The organism is Actinomadura madurae, from assembly GCF_900115095.1.
GTDB lineage: Bacteria > Actinomycetota > Actinomycetes > Streptosporangiales > Streptosporangiaceae > Spirillospora > Spirillospora madurae.
The window spans coordinates 561,732-584,972 of the sequence record NZ_FOVH01000001.1; the positions used below are offsets into that span (position 1 = coordinate 561,732).

The 23,241-nt window shown below is 73.1% G+C and carries 19 protein-coding genes; 8 read left to right on the plus strand and 11 right to left on the minus strand.

Annotated elements, in window-relative coordinates; all coding sequences use genetic code 11:
• Positions 1-121 precede the first annotated feature (121 nt).
• The 5 genes from BM339_RS02705 (at position 122) to BM339_RS02725 (ending at position 7,185) form a co-directional block, all read left to right on the plus strand.
• Entirely contained in the window at positions 122-949 is an 828-nt protein-coding gene (locus BM339_RS02705; protein ID WP_021599043.1) for a transporter substrate-binding domain-containing protein, read from the plus strand.
• The gene (locus BM339_RS02710; RefSeq protein ID WP_256255182.1) at positions 907-1,791 is read left to right on the plus strand and encodes an amino acid ABC transporter permease; all 885 of its coding nucleotides are present in this window, start codon (positions 907-909) and stop codon (positions 1,789-1,791) included. The genes BM339_RS02705 and BM339_RS02710 overlap by 43 nt, the downstream gene beginning before the upstream one ends.
• Positions 1,788-2,597: an amino acid ABC transporter ATP-binding protein gene (locus tag BM339_RS02715; protein ID WP_021599041.1), complete on the plus strand. Its 810-nt coding sequence runs from the start codon at positions 1,788-1,790 to the stop codon at positions 2,595-2,597. The genes BM339_RS02710 and BM339_RS02715 overlap by 4 nt, the downstream gene beginning before the upstream one ends.
• Positions 2,598-2,741: 144 nt before the next feature.
• Positions 2,742-4,103, plus strand: coding sequence for a glutamine synthetase family protein (locus tag BM339_RS02720; protein ID WP_021599040.1), 1,362 nt, complete (start codon positions 2,742-2,744; stop codon positions 4,101-4,103).
• Between the two features lie 28 nt (positions 4,104-4,131).
• Complete coding sequence (locus BM339_RS02725) at positions 4,132-7,185, plus strand: bifunctional [glutamine synthetase] adenylyltransferase/[glutamine synthetase]-adenylyl-L-tyrosine phosphorylase (RefSeq protein ID WP_075019799.1); 3,054 nt, start codon at positions 4,132-4,134, stop codon at positions 7,183-7,185.
• Positions 7,186-7,226: 41 nt separating this feature from the next.
• Here the strand turns inward: BM339_RS02725 and BM339_RS02730 are convergent, their stop codons facing one another.
• Positions 7,227-8,108, minus strand: coding sequence for a phosphatase PAP2 family protein (locus tag BM339_RS02730; RefSeq protein ID WP_083597201.1), 882 nt, complete (start codon positions 8,106-8,108; stop codon positions 7,227-7,229).
• Between the two features lie 279 nt (positions 8,109-8,387).
• Here BM339_RS02730 and BM339_RS02735 point away from each other — a divergent pair, with 279 nt between their 5' ends.
• The gene (locus BM339_RS02735) at positions 8,388-9,926 is read left to right on the plus strand and encodes an alpha/beta hydrolase (protein WP_218163550.1); all 1,539 of its coding nucleotides are present in this window, start codon (positions 8,388-8,390) and stop codon (positions 9,924-9,926) included.
• On the opposite strand, the gene BM339_RS02740 is transcribed toward BM339_RS02735, so the two are convergent.
• The 4 genes from BM339_RS02740 to glnA form a co-directional block, all read right to left on the minus strand.
• Positions 9,923-10,315 (minus strand): OsmC family protein, encoded by a 393-nt coding sequence (locus BM339_RS02740; protein ID WP_021596571.1) that lies wholly within the window; start codon positions 10,313-10,315, stop codon positions 9,923-9,925. The genes BM339_RS02735 and BM339_RS02740 overlap by 4 nt on opposite strands.
• Before the next feature lie 61 nt (positions 10,316-10,376).
• Positions 10,377-12,512: a DEAD/DEAH box helicase gene (locus BM339_RS02745; protein WP_075019801.1), complete on the minus strand. Its 2,136-nt coding sequence runs from the start codon at positions 12,510-12,512 to the stop codon at positions 10,377-10,379.
• Positions 12,509-14,362 carry an SNF2-related protein gene (locus BM339_RS02750; RefSeq protein WP_075019802.1) on the minus strand — a complete coding sequence of 618 codons (1,854 nt, stop codon included), beginning with the start codon at positions 14,360-14,362 and terminating at the stop codon, positions 12,509-12,511. The genes BM339_RS02745 and BM339_RS02750 overlap by 4 nt, the downstream gene beginning before the upstream one ends.
• 224 nt (positions 14,363-14,586) lie before the next feature.
• Complete coding sequence (glnA, locus tag BM339_RS02755; protein ID WP_075019803.1) at positions 14,587-16,011, minus strand: type I glutamate--ammonia ligase; 1,425 nt, start codon at positions 16,009-16,011, stop codon at positions 14,587-14,589.
• 154 nt (positions 16,012-16,165) lie between these two features.
• On the opposite strand from glnA, the gene BM339_RS02760 reads away from it, so the two are divergent.
• Positions 16,166-16,654, plus strand: a complete 489-nt coding sequence (locus BM339_RS02760; RefSeq protein ID WP_075019804.1) for an RDD family protein — start codon at positions 16,166-16,168, stop codon at positions 16,652-16,654.
• Between the two features lie 62 nt (positions 16,655-16,716).
• Here the strand turns inward: BM339_RS02760 and BM339_RS02765 are convergent, their stop codons facing one another.
• Both BM339_RS02765 and lipA read right to left on the minus strand, forming a co-directional pair.
• Positions 16,717-17,412: a DUF4191 domain-containing protein gene (locus BM339_RS02765; protein ID WP_024936110.1), complete on the minus strand. Its 696-nt coding sequence runs from the start codon at positions 17,410-17,412 to the stop codon at positions 16,717-16,719.
• A gap of 36 nt (positions 17,413-17,448) precedes the next feature.
• Positions 17,449-18,378, minus strand: a complete 930-nt coding sequence (gene lipA, locus BM339_RS02770; RefSeq protein WP_021596565.1) for a lipoyl synthase — start codon at positions 18,376-18,378, stop codon at positions 17,449-17,451.
• 216 nt (positions 18,379-18,594) lie between these two features.
• Here lipA and BM339_RS02775 point away from each other — a divergent pair, with 216 nt between their 5' ends.
• Complete coding sequence (locus BM339_RS02775; RefSeq protein ID WP_075019805.1) at positions 18,595-19,095, plus strand: YfbM family protein; 501 nt, start codon at positions 18,595-18,597, stop codon at positions 19,093-19,095.
• A gap of 41 nt (positions 19,096-19,136) precedes the next feature.
• Here BM339_RS02775 and lipB read toward each other — a convergent pair whose 3' ends face one another.
• The 4 genes from lipB to sucB all read right to left on the minus strand — a co-directional run bounded on the left by lipB (position 19,137) and on the right by sucB (position 23,226).
• Positions 19,137-19,799, minus strand: a complete 663-nt coding sequence (gene lipB, locus BM339_RS02780) for a lipoyl(octanoyl) transferase LipB (protein WP_033333236.1) — start codon at positions 19,797-19,799, stop codon at positions 19,137-19,139.
• 68 nt (positions 19,800-19,867) lie between these two features.
• Entirely contained in the window at positions 19,868-20,605 is a 738-nt protein-coding gene (locus tag BM339_RS02785) for a Type 1 glutamine amidotransferase-like domain-containing protein (RefSeq protein ID WP_021596562.1), read from the minus strand.
• Between the two features lie 105 nt (positions 20,606-20,710).
• Positions 20,711-21,598 (minus strand): TIGR01777 family oxidoreductase, encoded by an 888-nt coding sequence (locus tag BM339_RS02790; protein WP_021596561.1) that lies wholly within the window; start codon positions 21,596-21,598, stop codon positions 20,711-20,713.
• A gap of 128 nt (positions 21,599-21,726) precedes the next feature.
• Positions 21,727-23,226 (minus strand): 2-oxoglutarate dehydrogenase, E2 component, dihydrolipoamide succinyltransferase, encoded by a 1,500-nt coding sequence (sucB, locus tag BM339_RS02795; RefSeq protein ID WP_075019806.1) that lies wholly within the window; start codon positions 23,224-23,226, stop codon positions 21,727-21,729.
• Positions 23,227-23,241: the final 15 nt, after the last annotated feature.

Consider the following 23,241-nt stretch of genomic DNA (forward strand, 5'->3'; position numbering starts at 1 on the left):
CAATTTTCGGGAAACGGATATCGGGGGACGGTCACGGGCGAGCCCGCCGCCGGCCCCTGCCCCCGCGGGAGCGGACGTGGGATAGTTCGATGATCGACAAGCGGCTCAATCAGGAGGAAACGTGTCCGGACGAACCCCGCGACGGACGGCCCTCGGTGCGGGGCTCGCGGCCCTCGCGCTGGCCGCGTCGGCGTGCGGCGGCGACGACGGCGCCACCGTGCAGGGCGTGAAGCTCATCGAGAAGGGCGCGCTCACCTCGTGCACCCACCTGCCCTACCCGCCGTTCCAGTCCGAGGACAAGAAGACGGGGAAGGTGGTGGGCTTCGACGTCGACATCATCGACCTCGTCGCCAAGAAGCTCGGCGTCACCCAGAAGGTCGTCGACACCCCCTTCGAGACGATGAAGACGGGCTCGGCGCTGAACGCCGGCAAGTGCGACATCCAGATGGGCGGGATGACGATCACCGACGAGCGCAAGCGCTTCATGGACGTCTCGGACCCCTACTTCGACGCCACCCAGGCGCTGATGGCGAAGAAGGGCGGCGGCGTCGCGTCGCTGGACGACGTGAAGTCCAAGAAGCTCAAGCTCGGCTCGCAGGCCGGCACCACCGGTGAGGACTTCGTCAAGGGCAAGGGCTTCGACCCGCGCTCGTTCGACAACTCCAACGCCGAGCTGGACGGGCTGCGCACCGGCCAGGTGGACGTGATCGTGCAGGACGACCCGGTCGTCCGGGGCTGGCTGAAGGACCCGGCGAACGCGAAATTCGAGATCGTCGCCAACCTGAACACCGGTGAGCAGTACGGCATGTGGATGCGCAAGAACCACAACCCCGAGCTGGTCAAGCTCACCAACCAGGCGATCGCGCAGGCGAAGGCGGACGGCACCTACAAGGCGATCTACGAGAAGTGGATCGGTCCAATGCCGTCCACCGCCGGCGGCGGCTCGTGACCGCCGAGCCCGTGAAGGCGGGGCCGCCGGGTCCGGGGGCGGCGGGCGGGATGTCCCGCCGGACCCGCCGGCGGCTCTCCCTCGGCGGCCAGTACGGGCTCTTCGCCGCCGTCGTCGTGCTGGTCGTCGTGCTGGCCGACTGGCGGACGCTGCGGCTGAACTTCGCCAACTGGGAGGTCGCCAAGAGCCTCTTCCCGGACATCATCACGATCGGCCTGCGCAACACCGCCGTCTACACCGCGGTCGGGTTCGGCATCGGGCTCGGCGGCGGGCTGCTCATCGCGCTGATGCGGCTGTCGTCGGTCCCGCCGTACCGGTGGTTCGCCACCACCTACATCGAGATCTTCCGCGGCCTCCCGCTGCTGCTGATCTTCATCTTCGTGGGCGTCGGCGTGCCGCTGGCCTTCCCCGGCACCAACATCCCGGGCGGCGCGGCCGGGCAGGCGGGGCTGGCGCTCGGGCTCGCCGCCACCGCCTACATGGCCGAGACGATCCGGGCCGGGATCGAGGCGGTCCCCCGGGGGCAGCTGGAGGCGGCGCGCTCGCTCGGCATGTCGCACGCCCGCGCGATGCGGTCGATCATCATCCCGCAGGCGTTCCGGATCATCATCCCGCCGCTGACGAACGAGCTGGTGCTGCTCTGCAAGGACTCCTCGCTCGTGCTGTTCCTCGGCATCACCCTCGAACAGCGGGAGCTCACCAAGTTCGGCCGCGACCTCGCGGGCGAGCAGGGCAACACCACCCCGATCATCGTGGCGGGGATCTGCTATCTGATCATCACGATCCCGCTGAGCCTGCTGGCCCGGCGGCTGGAGGCGCGGCAGCGCAGGGGGCAGCGATGACGAGCCTCGGCAAGGACACCTCCGGCGGGCAGGACGCGCCCGGCGGGAACGCCGTGGAGATCAGCGGCCTGCGCAAGTCGTTCGGGACGAACGAGGTGCTGCGCGGCATCGACTTCCACGTCGCGCCGGGCGAGGTCGTGTGCGTGATCGGCCCGTCCGGGTCCGGCAAGTCGACGCTGCTGCGCTGCGTCAACCTGCTGGAGGAGCCGTCGGCGGGGACGATCCGGGTGGTCGGCGCCGACGTCACCGACCCCGAGGTGGACATCGACGCCGTCCGGCGCCGGATCGGCATGGTCTTCCAGTCGTTCAACCTCTTCCCGCACCTGACCGCGCTCGGCAACGTGATGATCGCCCAGCGGAAGGTGCTGAGGCGGGGCCGGGCGGAGGCGGAGCGGATCGCGCGGGAGAACCTGGAGCGGGTCGGGCTGGCCGACAAGATCGGCTCCTACCCGGCGCAGCTGTCCGGCGGCCAGCAGCAGCGCGTGGCGATCGCCCGCGCGCTCGCGATGGGGCCGGAGGTGATGCTCTTCGACGAGCCGACGTCCGCGCTGGACCCGGAGCTGGTCGGCGACGTCCTCGGCGTCATGCGCGGCCTCGCCGAGGCGGGGATGACCATGCTCGTGGTCACCCACGAGATGAGCTTCGCGCGGGAGGTCGCCGACCGGGTGGTGTTCATGGACGGCGGCGTGGTCGTGGAAGAGGGCCCGCCCTCGCGCGTGATCGCCGCTCCCTCCCACGAGCGGACCAGGACGTTCCTGTCCCGCGTCCTCGACCCGGCCGCCGCGCGGGTCGGGGAGACCGAGTAGTCGGGTATGTTCCGAGCACCGGCCCCGGACGCGTAACGTCGCGGTAACAGCGGCCGGGCATACTGCGAAGGTAGCCGGACCGGCGTCCGCGGCCGGCATACCCGGCCCGCGTCCGCGACGAGGGCAGCACCGAGGGAGAGGGCATTGGACCGTCAGCAGGAGTTCGTGCTCCGGACACTGGAGGAGCGCGACATCCGCTTCATCCGGCTGTGGTTCACCGACGTGCTCGGGTTCCTGAAGTCGGTGGCCGTGGCGCCCGCCGAGCTGGAGGGCGCCTTCGGCGAGGGCATCGGGTTCGACGGGTCGGCGATCGAGGGCTTCGCCCGCGTGTACGAGGCCGACATGATCGCCAAGCCGGACCCGTCCACGTTCCAGGTGCTGCCCTGGCGCTCGGAGTCCCCGGGCGTGGGCCGCATGTTCTGCGACATCCTGATGCCGGACGGCACGCCGAGCTTCGCCGACCCCCGCTACGTCCTCAAGCGCGCCCTGGCCCGCGCCGCCGACCTCGGCTTCACCTTCTACACCCACCCCGAGATCGAGTTCTTCCTGCTCAGCGACAAGCCGGAGGACGGCCGCGAGCCCGAGCCGGCCGACGCGGGCGGGTACTTCGACCACACCCCGCACAGCGCGGCGCACGACTTCCGGCGCAACGCGATCACCATGCTGGAGGCGATGGGCATCTCGGTGGAGTTCAGCCACCACGAGGGCGCCCCCGGCCAGCAGGAGATCGACCTGCGGTACGCCGACGCGCTCACCACCGCCGACAACATCATGACCTTCCGGCTGGTGATGAAGGAGGTCGCGCTGGAGCAGGGCGTGTTCGCCTCGTTCATGCCGAAGCCGTTCACCGAGCACCCCGGCTCCGGCATGCACACCCACATGTCCCTGTTCGAGGGCGACCGCAACGCCTTCTACGAGCCGGGCGCGGAGTACAAGCTGTCGAAGGTCGGGCGGGCGTTCATCGCCGGGCTGCTGCGGCACTCCGCCGAGATCACCGCGGTCTGCAACCAGTGGGTCAACTCCTACAAGCGGCTGTGGGGCAACGTCGGCTCGGCCGCCGGCGCCGGGGGAGAGGCCCCGTCCTACATCTGCTGGGGGCACAACAACCGGTCGGCGCTCGTCCGCGTCCCCATGTACAAGCCGCACAAGGGCCACTCGACCCGCATCGAGTTCCGGTCGCTGGACACGGCCGCGAACCCCTACCTGGCGTTCGCGGCGATCCTCGGCGCCGGGCTGAAGGGGATCGAGGAGGGCTACGAGCTGCCGCCGGGCGCCGAGGACGACGTCTGGGCGCTCACCGTGGCCGAGCGGCGCGCCCTCGGCATCGAGCCGCTGCCGCAGAACCTGGACGAGGCGATCCACGCGATGGAGCGCAGCGAGCTGATGGCGGACGTCCTCGGCGAGCACGTGTTCGACTTCTTCCTGCGCAACAAGCGCCATGAATGGGAGGACTACCGGCGCCAGGTGACCGAGTTCGAGCGCAAGCGCCTGCTGGCGGTCCTCTGAGCGACTCCTCCGGATTACGGTTGACCCTGTGACCGAGTCCTGGACCTCCGACCGCCGTCCCTCCCTCGCCGGCCGCCTGGCGAGGCTCGGCTTCACCGACGCCGCGCGGGCCGGGCGGCTCCTGGAGGAGGCGCGGCGCGGCACCGGCTCCGGGCCGTCCGACGAGCTGCTCGACGCCCTCGGCGGCACCGCCGACCCGGACCTCGCCCTGGACGGCCTGCTGCGGCTGCTGGCGTGCGCCGGCGAGCGGGGCGTGGGCGGGGAGCTGCGGGACGCGCTCGCCCGCGAGCCGGGGACGCGGGAGCGGCTCACCGCCGTCCTCGGGGTGAGCGCCGCCCTGGGCGACCATCTGGCCCGGCATCCGGAGCACTGGAACGTTCTGCGCGACGGCGCGGCCGGCCCGGCGCGGCCGCCGCGGGAGGAGCTGCTGGCCGCCGTGGGCGCCGACCCGTCGGCCGAGGAGCCGGTGGCCTCCGCCTCCGACGCCCTCCTCGCGCTCCGCGTCGCCTACCGCCGGCGCCTCCTCGCGCTCGCGGGACGCGACCTGATCGGCGTCGCCGACGTCGCCGAGGTCGCCGCGGAGCTGGCCGACCTCGCCTCCGCCGCGCTGGAGGCGGGCCTCGCGATCGCCCGCGCCGAGGTCCCCGGGCACCGGGCGTGCCGGCTCGCCGTGATCGGCATGGGCAAGTGCGGGGGCCGCGAGCTGAACTACGTCAGCGACGTCGACGTGATCTTCGTGGCGGAAGCGCGGGCGGAGGAGCCGGAGGACGCCGCCCTGCGCGTCGCGACCCGGCTGGCGTCGGCGATGATGCGGGCCTGCTCGGCCTCCACGGAGGAGGGCGCGCTCTGGGAGGTGGACGCGGCGCTGCGGCCCGAGGGCAAGTCCGGCCCGCTCGTGCGGACGCTCGCCAGCCACCGCGCCTACTACGAGCGCTGGGCCAAGACCTGGGAGTTCCAGGCGCTGCTGAAGGCCCGCCCGGTCGCCGGCGACCCGGGGCTCGGCACCCGCTACCTCGACACGATCGCCCCGATCGTGTGGAAGGCCGCCGAGGGGGAGGACTTCGTCGAGGACGTCCAGCACATGCGGCGCCGCGTCGAGGCCGACCTGAACCAGCGCACCGCCGACTCCGAGCGCCAGCTCAAGCTCGGCCCCGGCGGGCTGCGCGACGTGGAGTTCTCGGTGCAGCTGCTCCAGCTCGTGCACGGCCGCGCCGACGAGACGCTCCGCAGCCCGACCACGCTGGACGCCCTGGCCGACCTGTCCCAGGGCGGCTATGTCGGCCGCGACGACGCGGCGGTGCTGGCGTCGGCCTACCGGTTCCTGCGGCGCGTGGAGCACCTGGTCCAGCTGCACCGGCTGCGCCGCACCCATCTCGTCCCCGATGACGAGGCGGGCCTGCGCCGCCTCGGCCGCGCCCTCGGCCTGCGCACCGACCCGGTGGGGGAGTTCACCGCGCTGTGGCGGCGGCACGCCCGCGAGGTCCGCCGCATCCACGAGAAGCTGTTCTACCGGCCGCTGCTGCGGGCCGTCGCCCGGCTGCCCGGGGAGGAGTCGCGGCTCACCCCGGAGGCCGCCCGGACCCGGCTGGAGGCCCTCGGCTACGGCGACCCGGCGGGCGCGCTCCGGCACATCGAGGCGCTGACCTCGGGGGTGTCGCGGCGCGCCGCGATCCAGCGGACGCTGCTGCCGGTCATGCTCGGCTGGTTCGCCGACGCGCCGGACCCCGACGCGGGCCTGCTCGGGTTCCGGCAGGTCAGCGACGCGCTCGGCACCACGCCCTGGTACCTGCGGCTGCTGCGGGACGAGGTCGCCGTCGCCGAGCGGATGGCGTGGGTGCTCGGCTCCAGCCGCTACGCCACCGACCTGCTGCTGCGGGCGCCGGAGGCGGTCGGGATGCTCGGCAGCGACGCCGACCTGGCCCCGCGCCCGGCCCGCGCGCTGCGCTCGGAGGCCCTCGCCGCCGTCCGCCGGCACTGGGACTTCACCGCGGCGCCCGCGGGGGAGCGGGCGGCCGCGGCCGCCCCCGCCGAGGAGGCGACCGCGGTGGTGCGGGGCCTGCGGCGCCGCGAGCTGTTCCGCGTGGCGGTCGCCGACCTGCTCGGCCTGGTGGACGTCCGGACGGTGGGCGAGGCCCTCACCGGCATCGCCGCCGTCACCGTGGAGGCGGCGCTGCGGGCCGCCGTCAAGAAGATCGAGCTGGAGTCGCGGGAGCCGCTGCCGACCCGGATGGCCGTCGTCGCGATGGGCCGGTTCGGCGGGCACGAGCTCGGCTACGGCAGCGACGCCGACGTGATGTTCGTGCACGACCCGCTGCCGGACGCGGACGAGCGGGCCGCCGGGCGGGCCGCGCACGCCGTCGCCGAGGAGCTGCGCCGCCTCCTGGCGCTGCCCGCCCCCGACCCGCCGCTGGAGATCGACCCGAACCTGCGGCCGGAGGGGCGGCAGGGGCCGCTGGTGCGCACCCTCGCGTCCTATGCCGCCTACTACGCCCGCTGGTCGGAGCCCTGGGAGGCGCAGGCGCTGCTGCGCGCCGACCCGCTGATCGGCGACGAGGGCCTGCGGGACCGGTTCCGCGCGCTGATCGACCCCGTCCGGTGGCCGGAGGACGGCATCGACGACGACGCCGTCCGTCAGATCCGGCGGCTGAAGGCGCGGATGGAGTCCGAGCGGCTCCCGCGCGGCGTCGAGCGGCGGCTGCACATCAAGCTCGGCCCCGGCGGCCTCGCGGACGTGGAGTGGGTCGCGCAGCTCCTCCAGCTCCGGCACGCGCACGACGTCCCGGGGCTGCGCACCACCCGGACCCTGGACGCGCTCGACGCCGCCGTCGGGGCCGGGCTGCTGGACGCCGGCGACGCCGCCGTGCTGGAGGACGCGTGGTGCCTGGCGACCCGCATCCGGGGGTCGATCATGCTGGTGCGGGGCCGCGCGTCCGACCTGCTGCCCACCGACCACCACCGGGAGCGCAGCGCCGTCACCCGCGTCCTCGGCTATCCGGGGACCGGTGACCTTCTGGAGGACTACCGCCGCCACGCCCGCCGGGCCCGCGCCGTGGTCGACCGCGTGTTCTACGGGGCGGACTGATCCCGGAGGATGACCCGGCTACTCCCGGAGTCGTAGGCGGGTCAGGAGCGGCCGGCGCCGCCCGCGGCGGCGGAGCCGGCGCCGGAGCGGCCCGTGCCGCGTCCCGGGCGCTGGGCGAGGCGGTGCCGGACGCGGGCCCGCGCGACGAGGAGCGAGGCGGGACACCGCGTGTAGAGGACGTAGGACACCCAGAGCGCCCCGCTGATCAGCGCCATCCCGGCCACCGCGTCCAGCACGTAGTGGTTGGCGGTGGACAGGATCACGTACACGGTCGTCGCGGGGTAGAGCACACCGAGGATCTTGGCCCACTTCTGCGTCGCCAGCCTGACCAGGATCACCCCGCACCACAGCGACCATCCGGCGTGCATGGACGGCATGGCCGCGTACTGGTTGGTCAGGCTGCCGGAGGCGTCGCTGGCGTACAGGCCGAGCGAGTGCAGCGCGGTCACCGGGTCGACGAAGCCCTCGCTGTGCAGGAACCGCGGGGGCGCCAGCGGGTACAGCCAGAAGCCGATCAGCGCCACCGCCGTGGCGATCATGATGGAGGCGCGCAGCCACCGGTAGTGCTGGGGCCGGTAGCGGTACAGCCAGACGACGATGCCGAGGGTCACGATGAAGTGCATCGTGGCGTAGAAGACGTTGGCGGTGCGCGCCAGCCACGGCACCGACAGCAGCGTCTGGTTGAGGTGCAGCTCAACGTCCAGCCCCAGGTAGCGCTCCACGCGCAGGATCTCGTCGGCGTGCGCGAACGCGGGCCCGGTGCCGTCCTGAACCAGGACGATGCGGGTGAGCGTATAGCCGGTGTAGAAGAGGACGACCAGGAGCAGCTCACGCCAGACCGGGGGCGCGGTGAGGACGCGGCGCCGTAGTGTCGTGGCGCCGGCCTCGCCTCTGCGGGCCGTTGGGGGGGCGGGTTGAGCCATGCTACCTATCTTTGCCTCAGGGCCCCCTGAATGAGATCACCGCGGCGAATGGTCTTCATCTCAGACTTGAGTAGTACGACCCTGATGCGGTATCCGGACTTTCGGGGGAGGGGCCCGGGGACGGTGGGTGGACCCCGGTCACCTACCCCGCAGCGCGGAGCCTATGGAGTTGATCAGGAGTCAGCATAGGAGGCCCTGGGTAGGTCCAGGGCGCCCCCCGCGAGTCGACCGGGGGGACGAATGGCCAGGTATCCGGGTATACCGGGCGTAATGCCGCTCATGGCTGGGTCACTGGCCGTTTTCGGACTGATCTCCCTGTCCCTCGCGGGAGGGACGCGCGTCCCCCGGACGGTGACCGCCGAGCACCGCGGGGCCCTCGGCGCCCCGTCCCCGGCCGTCCCGCCGCTCCAATGGAAGCGCTGCACCGGGCTGCCGCCCGCGGTGCACGGGAGCGGGACCCCGCGCACCGGGTTCCGCTGCGCGACGCTCCAGGTTCCGCTGGACCACGCCGACCCGTCCGGCCGGCGGATCGGCCTCGCCCTGATCAAGCTGCCCGCGACCGACCGGCGCCACCGCATCGGCTCGCTGGTGTTCAACTTCGGCGGGCCCGGCGGCGACGGCGTCGACACGCTCGCGCAGACCGCGGGCGACTACGCGGCTCTGCGCACCCGCTACGACCTGATCGGGTTCGACCCCCGCGGCGTCGGCCGCAGCACCCCCGTGACCTGCGTGGACGACCGGCGGATGGACGGGCTCGCCGCCGCGGACGACAGCCCCGACACCGCCGCCGAAGAGAAGGCGTACATGGCCCGCCGCGCCGCGTACGCGCGGGCGTGCGAGGCGCGGTCGGGGCGGCTGCTCCCGCACGTCGGCACCTTGGACGCCGTCCGCGATCTCGACCTGATCCGCGCCGCGCTCGGCGAGCGGAGGCTGCACTACTTCGGCGTCTCCTACGGCACCTGGCTCGGCGGCGGCTACGCGCACCGGTTCCCCGCCCGGGTGGGACGGGCCGTGCTGGACGGCGCCGTCGACACCGGCAACGACCCCGCCGCGCTCGCGCTCGGCCAGGCCGCCGGGTTCCAGCAGGCCCTCGGCGAGTTCGCGGCGGCGTGCGCCCGCCTGGGGCGGGTCCTGTGCCCGCTGGGGAAGGACGGGCCGTCCGCCGTCGCGTCGATCGGCCGGATCCTGGCCGGCCTCGACCGCAGACCGCTCCGCACGTCGTCCGGCCGCAGGCTCACCCAGAGCCTCGGCACGACCGGGGTCGCCGCCGGCCTGTACTCCCGGAAGGCCTGGCCGTACCTCGCGCAGGGCCTGTCCGACGCCGTGAAGCGCCGCGACGGCTCCCTGCTGCTGTTGCTCGCCGACCTGCAGAACGGGCGGCGCGGGAACGGCGTCTACAGCAACTTCTCCGCCGCCAACACCGCCATCACCTGCGCGGACGGCGCGGACCGCTACACCGCGGACGACGTGCGGGAGCTGCTGCCGAGGTTCCGCGCCGCCTCGCCGATCTTCGGGCCGGCGATGGCCTGGCAGCTGACGCAGTGCACCGGCTGGCCGGTGGAGGGCGACGACGACGCGCGCGAGGTGTCCGCGCCGTCCGCCGCCCCGATTCTCGTCGTCGGCAACACCGGGGACCCCGCCACCCCGTACGCGTGGGCGTCCGAGCTGACGAGGAGGCTGGGCGGGGCCGCCACGCTCCTCACCCTCCGCGGGGAGGGCCACGGCGCCTACGCGACCGGCGACCGCTGCGTCCGCCGGGCCGTCGAGGCCTACCTCCTGCGCGGAAGCGTGCCCCCGTCCGGCACGACCTGCGGCTAGACGACCTGCTCGACCTTCATCGGCTCCCGCAGCGCGCTGCCGACCGTGCAGTACTTGTCGTGGACCCGCCCGGCCACGGCCTTCAGGACGTCCCCGGCCTCGGCGTCCCCCTCGGGGAGCTCGACGTCATAGGTGACGGTGATCGTGCCGAGCGTGCTCGTCGCGATCTTGTCGGCCTGGACGGTCGCGGCGAGCCGCGCCATCCGGTGCCCGCGCTTGGCCGTCAGCGGCTCGACGGTGACCAGCTCGCAGCCGCCGAGCGCCGCCAGCAGCAGCTCGACGGGCGTGAAGACGCCCTCGGCGTCCCCGTCGCCGATGGCGACGCTCGCGCCCCGCCCGTTGACGGCCCGGAAGCCGTCCTCGGTGCGCTCCACCCTGACCTCGGCCATGACATCCCCTTTGATCGTCCGGTCTCGCCCACCTGAACACGGGCGCCCCGGACGTTCTTCCCTACATCCCGAGGCGCTCCTGCTCCTCCGCCACGATCTGCGCCGCCAGGGCCTGCTCGGAGATGTCGACCGCGTCCGGAGTCTGCTCGGCGAGATCGCTGCGGCGCGCGTACTCGTCGAACAGCATCGTCTTGACCTGCAGTATCTCCAGCATCCGGGCGTCCACGCCGCCGGGTGTCAGCAGCCGGTGCACCTGCACCGTGCGGACCTGCCCCATCCGGTGCGCGCGGGCGACCGCCTGCGTCTCCATGGTCGGCTTCACCTGCGGCTCGCACAGGATCACGACGGAGGCCGCCTGGAGGTTGAGCCCGACCCCGCCCGCCTGGATCTGGGCGAGCAGGACGGCGTGGCCGGGCTCGGCGGTGAACGCGTCCACGATCTCCTGCCGCCGCACGGGCGGTGTCCCGCCCGAGATCGGGCCGCGCGCCGCCGGGCCGAGCGCGTCCTGGACGGCGGCGAGCACGTCCCGGAAGTAGGAGAACACCACGACCTTCAGGTCGTTGGCGTCCGCCTCCTCGACCAGCTCCACCAGGCGGGCGAGCTTGGCCGACTTCTTCGGGACGGCGTACGCGGCCCGGCGCATCGCCATGAAGTTGCCCTCCGCCACCGCGTCCCGGTAGGCCCGCGCGTCGGCCCGGCTGAACTCCTCCAGCTCGTCCACGTGCACGACCTCGGGCAGCTCGACCAGCACGTCCCGCTGGTTGCGCCGCAGGTACACCGGGGCGACCGCCGACCGGAACGCCCGCGCCCCCATCGCCGCGTCGCTCGTCCGGACCTCCTTGGCGAGCCCGGGACGCAGGTGCGCGACCAGGCTGCGGAACTCCTCGACCCGGTTCTCCATCGGCGTCCCGGTCAGGAACAGGACATGCTCGGTCCGGCGGCACCACGCGCCGACGGCACGGGAGCGGCGGGTCTCGTGGTTCTTGGCGTAGTGCGCCTCGTCCACCACGAACATGCCGACCCGCACGTCGTCCGGGACGTCCAGGCTGTGCAGCGTGGCGAGCGTCGTCACGGCGATCCCGCCGTCCCCGGCCCACTTGCGCAGCGCGGCGGCGCGCCCGGACCCGTGCAGCGGGTGCGCGGCGATCGTGCTGCGCGTCTCGATCTCCCGCACCCAGTTGATCAGCACGCTCGCGGGGCACGCCACCAGGAAGTGGGTGGCGCCCTCCGTACGCAGATGGGCCATCGCGGCGATCGCCTGGATCGTCTTCCCGAGCCCCATCTCGTCGCCCAGGATCACCCGCCGCTGGACGAGCGCGAACCGCGCCCCGAACGCCTGGTACCCGCGCAGCGACACCCGCCGGTGGGCGTCGTCGAGAGGCTGCGCCTTGACCCGGGCGGCGAGATCGCCCGGCAGGAAGCCCTGGGCGGCGTCCCGCTCGGGATCCAGCGCCGCCAGCTCGGCCAGCAGGGTCTGGTAGTCGGACGCGCGCAGCTCGAAGTCGATCCACGCCTCGTCCGGCGACACCGCGGGCCGCAGCAGGTCCACCGACGCCTGCGCCATCAGCAGCCGGGTCCCGCGGGACTCCTCGGTCCGCAGGGCCTCCGCCAGCTCGCCGACCGCCTCCCGCGCCCGCTCCCGCCGGGAGGCCCGCGTGAAGATCCGCCGCCACCACGACCCGGCCGGCCGCGCGTCGTGCACCAGCGGCCCGAACCGCTCGTCCACGCCGTCGGCGGCGGCCCGCGCGCGCGGGAGCTCCGGCCCCGCGTTCACCAGCCGGTGCAGGGCGGCGACGACGGGCGTCATGGTCTCGTCCCGCCGGTCGACGTCGACCCGGACCGCCGCCGACCGCTCCGCCGCCTCCCGCAGGCTCTCCGCCGCCGCGTGGAGCTGCCGCGCGGTCTGCGGCCCGATCCCGGGCAGCAGCTGCAGGCGGTACGGGGTGGCGTCCAGGACGTCCGCGACGGTCGTGTACCCCGCGTCCTCCAGGGGCCCGAGCCGCAGCCGCCCGTCCGTGACGTCCTTCAGCCGCGCCAGCGGGATCGACCCGAGCTGCTCCCGCGCCGCCTCCGCCCGCAGCGGCGCGAGCGCCCCGTGCACCTCCGCGAGCGCGCGCCGATGATCGGCGCCCAGGTCGCGCGCGGCGCCCAGCAGCGCGTATCCGCCCCGCAGGACGTCCTTGGCGTCGTCCGTCATCCCGGTCCCTCGCCGATCCACTCGTCCACGGTGCCAGGCGCGACCAGCCGGTGCACCCGCAGCATCCCGGCCGGGCCGGCCCCGAGCACGCGCCCCACAGCGCGGGCCTCCGCGTCCGGGTCCTCCTGCGGCTCGCAGAAGATCACCACCGACGCGCCCCGCGGGCTCGGCCCGTCCGCCTCCAGCCCGGCCACCAGCACGGCGTGCCCGTCCTCGGCGGCGAACGCCTCCGCGGTCACCTGCCTCCCACCGGTCGCGAGCACCTTCCGGACGGCGGCGAGCACGTCCGGGGAACAGGAGTGGACGACGACCTTCTGCCCATTGGCCTCGGCCTCCCTGACCAGCTCCTTCAGCCGCCGGAGCTTGGCCGACCCGCGGCCCGGCGCCACCAGCTCGTCCACGCGCACGACGTCGGGCAGCTCCGCGAGCACGTCCCGCTGGTCGCGTCTGAGGTAGACGGGCGCGACCGCCACCCGGAACGCCCGCGACCCCAGCGCCGCCTCCTGCGGGCGGATCCCCTCCGCCGCATCGGGCGGCAGATGGCCGACCAGGCTGCGGAACTCCTCCACCCGGTCCTCCATCGGCATCCCGGTGAGGAGCATGACGTGCTCCGTCTCCTCGCACAGGCGGGCGACCGCCCTCGCACGAAGCGTCCAGGAGTTCTTCGTCTGGTGGGCCTCGTCCACCACGAACATCCCGAGGCCGGGGCGGTCCTCCATGTAGGGAAGCCAATCCAGGGGCGCCACGGCGACGCCGCCCCCGCCGGTCCACCTCTCCAGCGCCGCGTCCCGGTCCGGGCCTTGGATCAGATGCGCCTCGACCGAGCTGAAGGTCTCGATGTCGCGGACCCAGTTGAGCAGTACGCTCCCCGGGCAGGCCACCAGGAAATGCGTCGCGCCCTCACCCCGCCGGTGCGCGATGGCGGCGATCGCCTGGACCGTCTTGCCGAGCCCCGCCTCGTCCCCCAGGATCACGCGCCTCCGCAGAAGCGCGAACCGCGCCCCGAACGACTGGTACTCCCGCAGCGACACCTTCAGGTGGGTGTCGTCGAGTGGCTCATCCCAGACGTCCGCCGCCAGGTCCTCCGGCAGGAAACCCTCGGCGGCCTTCGCTTCGGTTTCCAGGCCCGCCACTTCGGCGAGCTCGGCATGGTAGCCGTCCGGGTCCCGCTGGAAGTCGCTCCAGGCTTCGTCCGCCGGTACGCGGGCCCCAATCAGGCCAGGCGACCTCAGCAGTGCGGCGCTCGGACTCTCCACGAGCCGCGACAGCTCGGCGAGCGCCTCCCGCGCCAGATACCGCGCGAGCAGCGGCAGGAACACCCGCCGCCACCCCACCGCCCGCCTCGCGTCCCAAATGTGCCTGTGGTAGGACGTCTCCACCCACTCGGCGAACTCCACGGCACGCCGCAGGCCCACGCTCCCGTTCACCAGGCGGTGCAGCGCGACCACGAGCGATTCCGCGGCCTCGTCCCGCGGGACGATCTCGACCCGCAGGCTCGCCGACCATGTCGCCGTCTCGACCAGCCCGGCCGTCGCCGCGTGGAGCCGATCGGCGGTCTCCGGCCCGATCCCGCGCAGCAGCAGGAGCCCGTCCGGAGTCGAGTCGAGCACGTCCGCGACCGCGACGAACTCGGCCCCCCGCACCGCGCCGAACCGGATCGGCCCGTCCGCGACCTGCTTCAGCCGGGCGACCGGAACGGACCTGAGCCACTCCCTGGCCGCCGCCCTCCGCAACGGCACCGCCGCCGCCCCCACCTCGGTGCACACCTGCCGGTACTCGGCCGCGAGCTCACGCGCGGCACGCTGCAGCACCTCGATGTCCCGCAGGACGCGCTTGGCGTGCTTGGTCATCCCGCCCCTCCGCGGACATAATGCCAGCCCTCACCGACACCCGACAGGGAGCCGTCATCAGGCCCGCCCCGGCGGTCCTGCCGCGCACGTCGTCCCGATCGCGGAGCCTCCCGATGCCGGGCCGCGAAGCGGAAAGGCCGCCGGCCGCGCCCTCCGGTGAGGAAGGGCACGGCCGGCGGCCCAGCCGGCCAGGTCAGCGCGGAGAGCCGCGCTGACCTGCGATCTTAGATGTCGTAGTAGAGCTCGAACTCGTGCGGGTGGGGGCGCAGGCGGATCGGGTCGATCTCGAACTCGTTCTTCATCGTGATGTAGGTCTCGATGAGGTCCGGCGTGAAGACGCCGCCTTCCAGCAGGTAGTCGTGGTCGGCCTCCAGGGCGGCGAGGACCTCGGGGAGGCTGCCGGGTACCTGGGGAATGGCGCGGGCCTCCTCCGGCGGCAGCTCGTAGAGGTCCTTGTCGACCGGCTCGGCGGGCTCGATCTTGTTCTTGATGCCGTCCAGGCCGGCCATCAGCATGGCGGAGAAGGCCAGGTACGGGTTGCAGGACGGGTCCGGCACGCGGAACTCGATGCGCTTGGCCTTCGGGTTCGAGCCCGTGATCGGGACGCGGATGCACGCCGACCGGTTGCGCTGCGAGTAGACCAGGTTGACCGGCGCCTCGAAGCCGGGGACGAGGCGGTGGTAGCTGTTCACCGTCGGGTTGGTGAAGGCCAGCAGGGACGGCGCGTGCTTGAGCAGGCCGCCGATGTAGTAGCGGGCGTTGTCGGACAGGCCCGCGTAGCCGACCTCGTCGTAGAAGAGGGGCGAGCCGTCCTTCCACAGGGACTGATGGCAGTGCATGCCCGAGCCGTTGTCACCGAAGATCGGCTTCGGCATGAACGTGACGGTCTTGCCCTCGGCGCGCGCGACGTTCTTGACGATGTACTTGTAGAGCAGCAGGTTGTCGGCCGTCTTCAGCAGCGTGTCGAAGCGGAAGTCGATCTCGGCCTGGCCGGCGGTGCCGACCTCGTGGTGCTGCATCTCCACCTGGATGCCCGACGCGATGAGCTGGGACACCATCTCCGAGCGCAGGTCGGTGTAGTGGTCCATCGGCGGGACGGGGAAGTAGCCGCCCTTGTAGGGGGGCTTCGCGCCGAGGTTGCCGCCGGCCTCCTCGCGCCCGGTGTTCCAGGCGCCCTCGACGGAGTCGAGGTAGTAGTAGCCCGCGTTCTGCCTGGTCTCGAAGCGGACGTCGTCGAAGATGTAGAACTCGGCCTCGGGGCCGAAGAAGCACGTGTCGGCGATGCCGGTGCCGCGCAGGTAGTCCTGGGCCTTCTTGGCGACGTTGCGCGGGTCGCGGCTGTAGGGCTCGCCCGTCAGCGGGTCGTGCACGAAGAAGTTGAGGATCAGCGTCTTGTGCTGGCGGAACGGGTCGACGACCGCGGTGCCCGGGTCCGGGAGCAGGAGCATGTCCGACTCGTGGATCTCCTGGAACCCGCGGACCGACGAGCCGTCGAACATGAGCCCCTCGGTGAAGACGCTCTCGCCGAAGCTCTCGACGGGGAACGTGAAATGCTGCATCTTGCCCGGCAGGTCCACGAACCGGCAGTCGACGAAACGCACACCTTCGTTCCTGATGTAGCTCAGGACCTCTTCGGCGCTGCTGAACATCCAGCCTCCTCAGGGCGGTTCTTGGCTCCCAGCACGCTATGGCCACGCCGTTTCCCGGCCATGTCTCGTATGTTTCCGCTGTGTTACGCGTCACTCCGGGCCTGCCGGGGGAGCCGCGTCGGGCGGCGGCGGAGGACCGGATAGCGTAGGGGCCATGAGCGGTGGCAAGGGGCGGCGGGAGGCGGCCGCGCCGCGGTGGACGCAGACCTGGCTCGGCGGGGCGCGCTCCGCCGGGGCCGACCTCGGCGAGCCCGGGAAGCGGATCGGGCTGCCCGCCGGCGGCAGCGGCGCCGTCGCGTCCTACGGCCGGCGGCTCGTGGCGCTGTTCGTCGACTGGGGCCTGTCGATGCTGGTGGCGAGCCTGCTCGCGCGCTCGCTCGGCTGGGAGCCCGCCGAGCGCAGCATGGCGACGCTGCTCGTCTTCGGCGTCCAGGCGTGGGTGCTCACCGCGTTCCTCGGCACGACGATCGGCAAGCGGCTGTGCGGCATCCGCGTCGCCCGCCTGGACGGGCGGCCCGTCGGGCTCGTCCGGGCCCTCGTCCGGACCCTCCTGCTGCTCCTGGTCGTCCCCGCCCTGATCTGGGACCGGGACTACCGGGGCCTGCACGACCGCGCCGGCAACACGGTCGTCGTCACCATCTAGGCCGGACCCGAGCAGGCCGGAAACGAGAAAGCGCCCCCGAGGGGGCGCTCTTCTCGCGTCCGTCAGCGCGTCTTCGGCTTCGGGCCCTTCGGCATCTTCGCGCCGCGCGGCATCGGGCCCTTCGGCATCTGCATCGAGCGGGGCAGGGCCTGGAGGCGGTCGTTCAGCTCCGCGACCTGCCCCTTGGTGAGGTTGCGGGGCAGCTTCATCAGGTGGCGCTGGAGCTTGCCGACCGGGACCTGGCCCTCGTCGTCCCCGACCTGCACGTCATAGATCGGCACCTGCTGGGCGGCGCGGGAGATGCGCTTCTTCTCGGCGCCGAGCAGTGGGCCGACCCGGCTGCGGGGCCCCTCCGAGACGAGCACCACGCCGGCGCGCCCGACCGCGCGGTGCACCATGTCGAGGTTGCGGTTGCCGCTGACCGCCTCGGTGACCGTCCAGTTGCCGCGCATGTTCTTCAGGATCGCGGCGGCCGCGCCCGGCTGCCCGGCGATCACCTTGTACTGGGCGCGCTGCGCCAGCTGCCCGAAGACGATCATGCCGACGGCGACCGCGGCGAGGATCCCCAGCGGGATGAAGAACCACAGCTGGCCGATGATCAGCCCGATGAGGATGACGACGACCAGGGTCCCGATCGCGGACGCGAACACGATCGGCAGCGCCTTCGGGTCGGCCTGGCGCAGCACCTGGGCGACCATGCGGATCTGCTTGAGGCGACCCGGACTCTCCTGGGCCCCGTCCGTGGGCTTTTTCGACATGAATACAAGGATAGTCCGGCCGGGGCGGTCGCGGGTTCACCCCTCGCGCGCGGAGATCGCCTGCTGGTAGAGGCGGCCGGCGCGGTAGCTGGAGCGCACGAGCGGGCCTGACATGACGCCCGCGAAGCCGATCTCCTCGGCCTCCGCCGACAGCTCCACGAACTCCTCCGGCTTCACCCACCGCTCCACCGGGTGGTGGCGGGGGCTCGGCCGCAGGTACTGGGTGATCGTGACCAGCTCGCAGCCCGCCTCGTGCAGGTCGCGCAGCGCCTGCGAGACCTCCTCGCGCGTCTCGCCCATGCCGAGGATGAGGTTGGACTTGGTGACCAGGCCGTCCTCGCGGGCCCGGGTGATGACCTCCAGGGACCGCTCGTACCGGAACCCGGGGCGGATCCGCTTGAAGATCCGCGGGACGGTCTCCACGTTGTGCGCCAGCACCTCCGGCCGGGACGAGAAGACCTCGGCGAGCTGCTCGGGGACGGCGTTGAAGTCGGGGATCAGCAGCTCGACGCCGCAGCCCGGGATCGCCGCGTGGATCTGCCGGACGGTCTCGGCGTACAGCCAGGCGCCGCCGTCCTCCAGGTCGTCGCGGGCGACGCCGGTGACGGTCGCGTACTTCAGGCCCATCGTGGCGACGGACTCGGCGACGCGGCGGGGCTCGTCGCGGTCGAGCTCGGCGGGCCGGCCGGTGTCGATCTGGCAGAAGTCGCAGCGGCGGGTGCACTGGTCGCCGCCGATCAGGAACGTGGCCTCGCGGTCTTCCCAGCACTCGTAGATGTTGGGGCAGCCGGCCTCCTGGCACACCGTGTGCAGGCCTTCGGATTTCACCAGGCCGGTGAGCTCGCGGTACTGCGGGCCCATCTTCAGCCGTGTCTTGATCCACTCGGGCTTGCGCTCGATCGGGGTCTGGCTGTTGCGCGCCTCGACGCGCAGGAGCCTGCGTCCCTCGGGTGTCACCGTCGTCACGCGTCCCAGACTACGTCGCGATCTCCGGTGCCGGCACACCGGCCGCCCGCCGCCGGGCCCGGCCTCCGAGGGCTTCGAAGCCGTATCGGACCGATCTCGAACGTATGACAGTACCCCGATCGTGCAGCCGATTCGCGTGTTTCGGCCATGTCCAACTGTGGACCTCTCTAGGGTGACTCCCTGTCGTCACGCAACAGCGTCAGCAGGAGGACCACCGTGGGTCTGGCAATGTCGTACCTCAGGGTGCCGCCCGTGCTGGAGGGGGAGCCCGATCCCGGCCGGATCGCCCGCCATGTCTTCGGTGACGCGAACTGGCGCCGGCGCGGCTCCGCGGAGCTGTTCGACCTCGGCTGGGCGTGGCAGGCGATGCACTACCTCGTCACCGGCGACCCGTGGGACGGCCGGCAGCCCGAGGCGGACGTGGTGTGCGGCGGGCGGCTGCTCACCGAGGACGGCGCCGACGAGCTGGGCATGGACGTCATCTACCTGGCGCCGGACCGGGTCAAGCCGACCGCCGACCACCTGGCCGCGACGCCGTTCGCGAAGGTCGCGGGCCGCTACGACCCGGCGGCGATGGGGCGGGCCGGGGTCCAGGACGCGGGACGGCTCGACGGCGCCGCCCGCGACAAGGTCCTCAAGCCCGCCTACAAGGGGCTGACCGAGTTCTTCCAGGTGGCCGCCACCGAAGGCCAGGCCGTCTACAAGGTGATGGCCTGACCGTCCGGCGCCGAGCGCCGGCGGGGGTCGCCCCCGCGATGTCAGAGCGCCAGTTGCGCCGTGGTGCGGTGGAGCGGTTCCGCCGCGCCCAGGGCCGCCGCGAGATGCCGCTCGACCAGCGGGACGGTCTCGGCGACCGTGACCTCGCGGCCGAGCTCCCGGCTGAGGTTCGTCGACCCCACGTCCCGGATCCCGCAGGGGACGATCTTGTCGAACCAGCCCATGTCGTTGTCGCAGTTGAGCATGAAGCCGTGCATCGCGACGCCGCGCGCCACCCGGATCCCGATCGAGCCGATCTTGCGGTCGGGGGAGCCGGGCACCCAGAGCCCGCTGCGGCCCTCCACCGTCGCGGTCTTCAGGCCGAGCTCCGCGCAGACGTCCATCATCATCTGCTCCAGCAGCCGCACGTATCCGACGACGTCCGCCGGGTCGGGGAGCCGCACGATCGGGTAGCCGGTGAGCTGCCCCGGGCCGTGCCAGGTGATCTTGCCGCCGCGGTCCACGTCCACGACCGGGGCGCCCGGGTCGCCGATGGGCCGGTCGAGCGCCGCGGTCCGCTTGCCCGCGGTGTAGACGGGCCGGTGCTCCATCAGCAGGACGGTGTCGGGGATCTGGTCGTCGACCCGCAGGGCGTGGGTGCGTTTTTGCAGCTCCCAGCCCTCCTCGTAGGGGACGGCCGCCGTGCCGAACCCCGCGTGCACCATCACCAGCTCGCGTACGTCCACATCGCTCACGCCTGCCAGCTTATGCCGTGGACGTCCCGGTCCGCGCGTCAGAGGGCGGCGAGCAGCCGGGGCTCCAGCCGGTACTCCTTCGCCGTCCCGGGCCCGTCCGGCTCGATGCGGTAGGCGCCCGCCTCCCGCCGGTACGAGACGGCCTGGACGAACTCGGCGCCGACGTAGTGCAGCGCGACCTTCTCGTCGGCCGCGTAGCCGCCGGGCAGGGTGCCCTCGCCGACGAGCTGCTGCAGCAGCGGGCGCCGCTGCGGCTCGCTGTCGTAGTGCACCCCGCACGAGTACGGCAGGAAGCCGAGCCCGTCGGTCATCGGGCGAAGCTGCGGGCCGAAGGAGTCGGTGTTGCCGCCGACGTGCCAGCACAGCGCCCCCGCACTCTGCCCGGACAGCACGACGCCCTCCTGCCACGCCTCCCGCAGGATCTCGTCGAGCCCGTGCAGCCGCCACAGCGCCAGGAGGTTCGCGACGCTCCCGCCGCCCACGTAGACGAGGTCATGGGCGAGCAGGTGCGCGCGCATGTCGGCGATGTTCGGCATCGGGAACAGGGCCAGGTGGCTGACCTCGGCGTCCATGGAGGAGAACGCCGCATAGGAGCGCGCGATGGCCTGGAGGCCGTCGCCCATGGCCGTCGTGATGACGCAGACCCGGGGCCGGTCCTGCCCGGTCAGGTCGAACGCGTAGCGCAGCAGAGGGCTCGGCAGGAATCCGTCCCGGCCGTCCGGAACGAACGAGCCCCCGCCGATCGCGAGGATGTGCGGCTGTCCGTCGGTGCTCATTCCACCCCTCCTCGTAGGCCGGGTCGCCTCTGTGTCACCGTATGGCCACGGAACGGAACCGGGCTGGACTTTGACGATTCTTGGCGGTCACGAGAATCTCGGCGGTCACAAGGCTGCGGCCAGGGCCGCCTCGACGTCCTCGTGCGCGAACCGGAACCCGGTCTCCTCCAGCCGCCGCGGCAGGACCCGCTGGCTGATCAGCGGCCCCTCGTCGGCCAACCCGCGCAGCGCCGCCCGCAGCGCGAACCGGGGGACCGGCAGCCGCGCCGGCCGGTGCAGGACGCGGCCGAGCGCCCGCGTGTACTCCGCGTTGGTGACGGGGTTCGGCGCGGTGAGGTTGACCGGTCCGGCGATCTCGTGGTCGATGAGGAACCGCAGCGCGGCGACCGCGTCGGCGAGGGAGATCCAGCTCGTCCACTGCCGGCCGTCGCCGAGCGTGCCGCCGAGCCCCAGCCGGAACAGCGGCAGGGTGCGGCCGAGCATCCCGCCCTCGCGGGCCAGCACGACGCCGGTCCGCGGGTGGACGACCCGGACCCCGGCCTCCCGGGCGGGCGCGGCGGCGGCCTCCCAGTCGCGGACGAGGTCGGCGAGGAAGCCCTGCCCGCGCGCCGCCTTCTCGTCCACCTCCGTGCCGCCGGTGTCGCCGTAGTACCCGATCGCCGACCCGCAGACGAGCACGCGGGGCCGCGGGGCCGCGGTCGCGATCGCCTCCGCGAGCGTCCGGGTGCCGGCGAGCCGGCTGTCGCGGATCTTCCGCATGTACGCCCTGGTCCACGGGCGGTCGCCGATCCCGGCGCCCGCCAGGTGCACGACGGCCTCCGCGCCCTCCAGGGACGCCTTGTCGACGCACCCGTCCGCGGGCGACCAGCGCGCCTCGTCGGGTCTGGACGGCTCCCGCCGTATCAGCCGGACGACCTCGTGGCCGTCCGCTCGAAGTGATCGCACCAACGCCGAGCCGATGAGGCCCGACGAGCCCGTGACGGTGACCCTCATGACTCCAGCCTAGGGCGATCACCCCACCGAGCGGTGAGATTCTCAGCCGGGTCCCGCGTTTCCCCGGACACGCGAAGACCCCGCCGCCCTGTCGGGGCGGCGGGGTGCCCGCGTCGTCGCGGGAGAGGTCAGAGGCCCAGTTCGGCCTCGAAGTTGCCCTCCTCCAGGCGGTGCTTGACCGTGGCGAGGAACCGGGCGGCGTCCGCGCCGTCGATCAGGCGGTGGTCGTAGGTCAGCGCCAGGTAGACCATCGACCGGACCGCGATGACCTCGCCCAGCTCGGGGTCGTCGATGACGGCCGGGCGCTTCACGACGGCGCCGGTGCCGAGCATGCCGACCTGCGGCTGGTTGAGGATCGGGGTGTCGAACAGCGCGCCGCGGCTGCCGGTGTTGGTCAGCGTGAACGTGCCGCCGGCGAGCTCGTCCGGGCTCACCTTGTTGGTGCGGGTGCGCTCGGCGAGGTCGGCGATCCGCTGCGCGAGGCCGCCCAGGTTCAGCTGGCCCGCGTTGTGCACGACGGGGACCATCAGGCCGCGCTCGGGCACGTCCACCGCGATGGAGAGGTTCTCCACGTCGTGGTAGGTGACCTCGTTGGTCTCGCCGTTGATGACCGCGTTCAGCTTCGGGTGCGCCTTGAGGGCCTCGACCGTCGCCAGCGCGAAGAACGGCAGGAACGACAGCTTGACGCCCTCACGGGCCTGGAAGTCGGCCTTGGCCTGCTCCCGCAGCCGCGCGATCTTGGTGATGTCCACCTCGACCACGGTGGTGAGCTGCGCCGACACCTGAAGCGACTCGACCATGCGGCGGGCGATCGTCTGCCGCATCCGCGACATCTTCTCGGTCCGGCCGCGCAGCGCGAGCTGCTCGGCGGGGGCGGCGGCGGGCGCGGGGGCCGCGGGCCGCGCCGCGGGGGCCTGCGCCGGAGCCGGGGCCGCGGGCGCGGGCGCCGCGGGGGCGGCGGCCTGCTGGGCGGCCTGCTGCGCGGCGCGGGCCGCCTCCAGGACGTCCTGCTTGCGGATGCGGCCGCCGACGCCGGTGCCCTTGACCGTGGCGAGGTCCACGTTGTGCTCGGACGCCAGCTTGCGCACCAGCGGGGTGACGTACGGACCGTCGCCCGGCTCCGCCTGCGGCTGGGCCTGCTGGGACGCCGGGGCGGGGGCGGGCGGCTGCGCCGGCTGCTGCGGGGCCGGGGCGGGCGCCGGGGACGGCGGGGCGGCGGGCTGCTGCTGCGCCGGCGGCGGCCAGGCGGCGGGCGGCGGTGCCTGCTGCGGTGCCTGCTGCTGGGGCGCCTCCTGCGGCGGTGCGGCCTGCTCGGCCTGCGGGGCGGGCGCCTCCTGCGCGGGCGCCTGCTCGGCGGCGGCCGGGGCGCCGCCGCCGGACGGCGCGTCGCCCTCGTCGCCGATGACGGCCAGTTCGGCGCCGACCTCGACGGTTTCGTCCTCGGCGACCGTGATGCTGGTCAGGATGCCCGAGGCGGGCGAGGGGATCTCGGTGTCGACCTTGTCGGTGGACACCTCAAGGAGCGGCTCGTCGGTCTCGACGCGCTCGCCCTCCTTCTTGAGCCAGCGGGTGACGGTGCCCTCGGTGACGCTCTCGCCGAGCTGGGGCATGGTGACGGAGACCGGCATGTCTCAGCGACTCCT